Source organism: Hallella bergensis DSM 17361, assembly GCF_000160535.1.
GTDB classification, from domain to species: Bacteria; Bacteroidota; Bacteroidia; order Bacteroidales; family Bacteroidaceae; genus Prevotella; species Prevotella bergensis.
Genome location: NZ_GG704780.1, coordinates 397,143 through 402,838 on the forward strand (window position 1 = coordinate 397,143; position 5,696 = coordinate 402,838).

Consider the following 5,696-nt stretch of genomic DNA (forward strand, 5'->3'; position numbering starts at 1 on the left):
TTACAACACCAAACTCATTGAGACAATCGTCATTTTGAATGTAAGGTGCATAAACATCTGAATCAATCAACAATTTAGGATCCTCAGTACGGTGAGAATGAACAAGAGGACAACGATCGTAATTATAAGCAAGACGGCCACATGGACGAATCTGTTTACAACCTTTTTTATCCTCAAAAACTTCAAAACGAGGTAACGAATCATTATTGTAAGTTAAAGTGAAAAATAAAGAGTAACGATGAGATTTAATCTCCTGCTCAACCCGATGGCACATAGAGGAAGTACGAATGTTTCGACAGGCATAACATTCATTACAGGCAACATACTCAAACCGTTTAGTATAACGGTTAAATATACGTTTCGGGTTAAGACAGTGAGAAAATACCTGCATAAAACTTAAATATTAATCGTATAATTATTTGCAAGAAAAACGAATAAATCTTCAAGTGAGGCGAAGTTCAACCAGCGACCGAGATCATCAAGGAAAACAAGTACGTTAGGTTTTGGAGCGCGGTAGATCTCAATGTGTAGTTCGACTTTGTCAAACTGACCACAAATCAAGCGTTTACGACAGGCGCGAGGCTGAAATGGATTCTCACGAGGTGACTTCATCAGCATTTCCGCTTTAGATAAATCTTTTGTTTTTTCCATGTGAGTAAATATAAATAATGAATAAAATATAATGTGCATTATGATAAATAATATAATTAGTTATCTGAACCCGAACTGGGGAGTTCCCTATTTATGCTGAGCAAGCGAAGATAACTTGCAGATAATTTGTTTAATTAAAGGAAAAAAAATACCTTTGTATCATCTATTATATTATAGGATTTTAAAATAAGACATATCATGCCTGAAATATCAGTACGCGGACTTGAGATGCCGGAATCTCCGATTAGAAAACTTGCGCCTTTGGCTGTGGCTGCTAAAGAGCGCGGCATCAAGGTGTACCATCTTAACATTGGCCAGCCCGACCTGCCCACGCCACAAGTTGGACTTGACGTGTTGAAACACATCGATCGCGAAGTGCTGGAATATTCTCCCTCGCAAGGCAACCTGTCGTATCGGAAAAAGCTGATTAACTATTATGCCAAGTACAACATTCAGGTAGATGCCGATGATATCATTATTACCACCGGTGGTTCGGAGGCTGTGCTGTTTGCCTTTATGAGTTGTCTGAACCCGGGTGACGAAATCATTGTTCCCGAACCTGCATATGCCAATTACATGGCTTTTGCCATTTCGGCCGGCGCGAAAATCCGCACGATTGCCACGACCATTGAGGAGGGATTCTCGCTGCCTAAGGTTGAAAAATTTGAAGAATTGATCAACGACCGAACGCGGGCTATCATGATATGTAACCCCAATAACCCTACGGGATACCTCTATACACGCCGCGAGATGAACCAGATTCGCGATCTGGTCAAGAAATACGACTTGTACTTGTTTTCCGACGAGGTTTATCGCGAATACATCTACACCGGAAGCCCTTACATCAGCGCGATGCACCTTGATGGCATCGAGCAAAATGTGGTGCTGATAGACTCGGTTTCGAAACGCTATTCGGAGTGTGGCATTCGCATTGGCGCCCTGATCACGCATAATTCGGAGGTACGCAATACGGTGATGAAGTTCTGCCAGGCACGCCTCTCCCCTCCCCTCATCGGTCAGATTGTGGCCGAGGCATCGTTGGATGCTCCCGAAGAGTATTACCGTGATGTTTATGATGAATATGTAGAACGTCGTAAGTGCCTGATAGACGGGCTTAACCGAATACCTGGAGTCTACTCTCCGATTCCGATGGGCGCTTTCTATACCGTGGCCCAGTTGCCCGTAGACAATGCCGAGGATTTCTGTCGATGGTGCCTGGAAGAGTTTGACTATGAGGGTGAAACGGTGATGATGGCTCCGGCCGCCGGATTCTACACCACGCCGGGAGCAGGAATCAATCAGGTGCGTATAGCCTACGTTTTAAAGCAAGCCGACTTGGAACGCGCCCTGTTGGTGCTGGAGAAGGCGCTTGAGGCCTACCAAAACAGGACCAAAGAACAATGAATTTCCCACTGTTCATTGCCCGAAGAATCTACGGAAACCATCATTCTCATCAAAAGGTTTCCCGACCAGCCATTGCCATTGCCATTGCTGGCATCGCCATCGGACTGGCGGTCATGATCGTTTCCATATCGGTGGTGTTAGGCTTCAAGCATTCAATACAAAACAAGGTGACAGGCTTTGGGTCGCACATTCAGGTAACCAACTTCATGAGTCAGATGTCGTCGAACCATTATCCAATTGTGATGAACGATTCGATGATCAACACAATAAGCAAAATTCCTGGGGTGAAACATGTCGAGCGCTTTGCCTACAAGCAAGGTATACTGAAGACGGACAGTGATTTCCTAGGGGTGATGTTCAAGGGAGTCGGACCGGAATTTAACGCCGACTTTATTTGTAAAAACACGATTGAAGGCGAGGTGCCCTCCTTTTCAGATAAGAAATCGGGCAACAAGATTCTTATCTCGAAAAACATGGCCGATAAACTCAAGGTGAAAAGCGGCGAACGCATATTTGCCTATTTTATAGACGATTCGGGCATTCGTGTGCGGAGATTTACCATTCAGGGTGTCTACCAAACCAATTTGAACCAATACGACGAACTCATCTGTTTTGCAGATTTATATACTATAGTCAAACTGAATGGGTGGGAATCTGATCAAGCCTCTGGCGCTGAAGTCATGGTGAACGATTTTAACAAAGTGGACGAGGTGGAGAGTCATTTTGTGAAAAAGATCAACAAAACCGTAGACCACAACTATGAGACCTATTCCTCACAGACGATCAGAGAGATTAATCCGCAGATATTCAGTTGGTTAAACTTGCTGGACCTCAACGTGATCATCATCATTATCTTGATGGTTGTCGTAGCCAGTGTGACCATGATATCGGGATTACTCATTATTATATTGGAGTGCACAAATATGATTGGTGTACTGAAGGCACTTGGCAGTCGTAATGGCAGCATCCGGCACATTTTCCTGTGGTTCTCTGCCTTTGTCATTGGCCGCGGCCTGATTATCGGCAACGTTATTGGTCTTGCGTTCATCGTTCTGCAAAACCAATTTGGAATAATCAAGCTGGATCCGAGTGTATATTATATCAATGCTGTTCCGGTCGAAATCAATGTTCCCTTGTTTGCCCTGCTGAATGTTTTCACATTTTTGTTCTGTGTCATCATGTTGGTCGCCCCAAGCTACCTCATCTCACACATTTCGCCAACCAAGAGCATCAGATATGAATAATGTAAGAATCCCCTCTTCAAATCATCATGTTGAAGAGAGGATTCTTATCCTATTTCAGTCTGTCTGTTACAAGTTCATCACATCACACCGTTCTCGCGAAGCTTCTTCTGCCATTCCCATGCCGTGCGCAGCACCTCGTCTAATGGTGCTTCAGCTTTCCAGCCAAGCACTTTGTTGGCCTTAGAGCAATCACCCCAGATTTTCTCAATGTCACCTTCGCGGCGAGGGCCATACTTCCAGTTCAGCTTCACTCCGGTAGCCTTCTCGAAGGTCTCGACAATCTCCAGGGTGGAATTTCCCTCACCCGTACCTACGTTGAAATACTCGATGGCATCGCTGTCCGTATCCAGCACACGGGTCATTGCAGCAACATGAGCCTTAGCAAGGTCTACAACATAAATGTAATCGCGGATGCAAGTCCCATCTGCAGTATCGTAGTCGTTGCCAAATATGGTCAATTCCTTGCGGATGCCCATAGCCGTTTGCGTGACAAACGGAATAAGATTAGCAGGAACCCCATTGGGAAGTTCGCCAATGAGGGCTGACGGGTGTGCGCCAATTGGGTTGAAATATCTCAGGACAATACTTTTGATATCGGCTCCGCTATGGATGTAATCGAAGATAATCTGCTCATTGATTTCCTTCGTATTGCCGTATGGCGAAGTCGCTTTCTGATGAGGAGCGTCCTCTGTGACAGGAAGATTTTCCGGTTTGGGTTGGCCATAGACTGTGCAACTCGAGGAGAAGATGATGCCCTTGACATGGTACTTGGGCATTAACTCCAAAAGATTGATAAGCGAAACAATGTTGTTACGATAATAGAGCAATGGCTTCTGTACGCTCTCCCCTACAGCTTTGCTTGCAGCAAAATGAATAATACCCTCTATGTGAGGATACTTCTGGAACACAGCCTCTGTGGCAACCATATCGCGAAGATCAACTTTTTCAAAGTCGGGACGTATGCCCGTAATCTTCTCTATGCCATCAAGAACCTCGATGTTGGAGTTCGACAAATCATCGACTATAACGACATGATAGCCTGCCTGCTGCAACTCTACCGTTGTATGGGAACCGATAAATCCGGTTCCGCCTGTAACAAGAATTGTTTGTTTCATAAAACCTTACGATTAGAATATTTTATAATTAACCTGTCCACAAATTTACATAAAATTGATGATATAAAAGCCGATAGATATGAAAAACCGTAAATAAAATCCCAAATGTCCCTTGCTTTAGAAAAAGATCATAGAATTTTTTTCGTAATTTTGCCATGATATGCATAGAAAATTATAAGGAATGGCAGAACCGCTGAATCTGAACAATCAAATCGTCATCTATCAGAGCAAAGATGGTAGCACCCAACTTGATGTCAAGCTGGAGGGAGAGACCGTGTGGCTTAATCGGCAACAGATGGCCGAACTCTTCGGCAGAGACGTGAAAACTATTGGCAAACACATTAACAATGCATTGAAAGAAGAGTTGAACGATGGAATTTCAACTGTCGCAAATTTTGCGACAGTTCAAAAAGAAGGTTCAAGACTTGTAAGCCGCGAGATAGAATACTATAATCTTGACATGATTATATCCGTTGGTTATCGTGTAAAAAGCCGACGGGGTGTAGAGTTCAGGCGGTGGGCCAACAGCGTTCTGAAGCAGTATCTCATTAAAGGTTATGCCGTGAGTGAGCGCATCCGCCAAAGGCAGATAGCTGAACTGCGTCAACTGGTGCAGGTGCTGGGGAGGACAATAGAGCAGCAGCCCGTTTCCACAACCGATGAGAGCCACGCCTTGTTTGATGTGGTAGTGGATTACACCTACGCCCTCGACACGCTCGATGACTACGACTACCAACGGTTGAACATCAACAAGACTACCAAGGAAGAGCCTTTCCATGCCACCTACGAAAACGCGATGCACGAGATAGAATTGCTCCGCGAAAAGTTTGGTGGCTCTACCCTCTTCGGCAACGAGAAAGACGAATCCTTCAAGAGCAGTATCGGACAAATCTATCAGACTTTTGGTGGCGTGGAACTCTATCCCAGCGTGGAAGAAAAGGCCGCTATGCTTCTCTATCTTGTCACCAAGAATCATTCGTTCAGCGACGGAAACAAGCGCATCGCCGCCACACTCTTCCTCTGGTTTATGAACAACAACGGCATCCTCTATCGTCAGGATGGTTCCAAACGCATCGCCGACAACACCCTCGTGGCCCTTACCCTGATGATTGCCGAAAGCCGGACAGAAGAAAAGGACATCATGGTGAAAGTCGTTGTAAACCTTATCAATAAGAGCAATTAAAAACTAAGCTTTCGAAGCACGAAATCTTATGCATATATTTGCTGTTACTCAAAAAGCTAAATGATATTTGATAGTTTACAGCTATAGTGAATCTTTGGT

The 5,696-nt window shown here is 44.5% G+C and carries 5 protein-coding genes and 1 pseudogene; 3 read left to right on the forward strand and 3 right to left on the reverse strand.

All coding sequences use genetic code 11. The annotated features are described in order from the left end of the window. A pseudogene (locus HMPREF0645_RS13930) lies at positions 1-391 on the reverse strand (hypothetical protein); the annotation flags it as partial. Between the two features lie 5 nt (positions 392-396). Then, on the reverse strand, positions 397-651 hold the full coding sequence (locus HMPREF0645_RS01570; protein ID WP_007173051.1) for a hypothetical protein: 255 nt from the start codon (positions 649-651) through the stop codon (positions 397-399). A 198-nt stretch (positions 652-849) separates the two neighbouring features. Between HMPREF0645_RS01570 and HMPREF0645_RS01575 the strand changes: the two genes are divergently transcribed. Further along, positions 850-2,055 (forward strand): pyridoxal phosphate-dependent aminotransferase, encoded by a 1,206-nt coding sequence (locus HMPREF0645_RS01575; RefSeq protein WP_007173052.1) that lies wholly within the window; start codon positions 850-852, stop codon positions 2,053-2,055. Continuing rightward, on the forward strand, positions 2,052-3,299 hold the full coding sequence (locus HMPREF0645_RS01580) for an ABC transporter permease (protein ID WP_007173053.1): 1,248 nt from the start codon (positions 2,052-2,054) through the stop codon (positions 3,297-3,299). Before HMPREF0645_RS01575 ends, HMPREF0645_RS01580 begins: the two co-directional genes overlap by 4 nt. Positions 3,300-3,376: 77 nt before the next feature. Here the strand turns inward: HMPREF0645_RS01580 and galE are convergent, their stop codons facing one another. After that, on the reverse strand, positions 3,377-4,414 hold the full coding sequence (gene galE, locus HMPREF0645_RS01585) for a UDP-glucose 4-epimerase GalE (RefSeq protein ID WP_007173054.1): 1,038 nt from the start codon (positions 4,412-4,414) through the stop codon (positions 3,377-3,379). Between the two features lie 181 nt (positions 4,415-4,595). On the opposite strand from galE, the gene rhuM reads away from it, so the two are divergent. Then, positions 4,596-5,597 carry a virulence RhuM family protein/type II toxin-antitoxin system death-on-curing family toxin gene (gene rhuM / locus HMPREF0645_RS01590; protein ID WP_007173055.1) on the forward strand — a complete coding sequence of 334 codons (1,002 nt, stop codon included), beginning with the start codon at positions 4,596-4,598 and terminating at the stop codon, positions 5,595-5,597. Positions 5,598-5,696 lie beyond the last annotated feature (99 nt).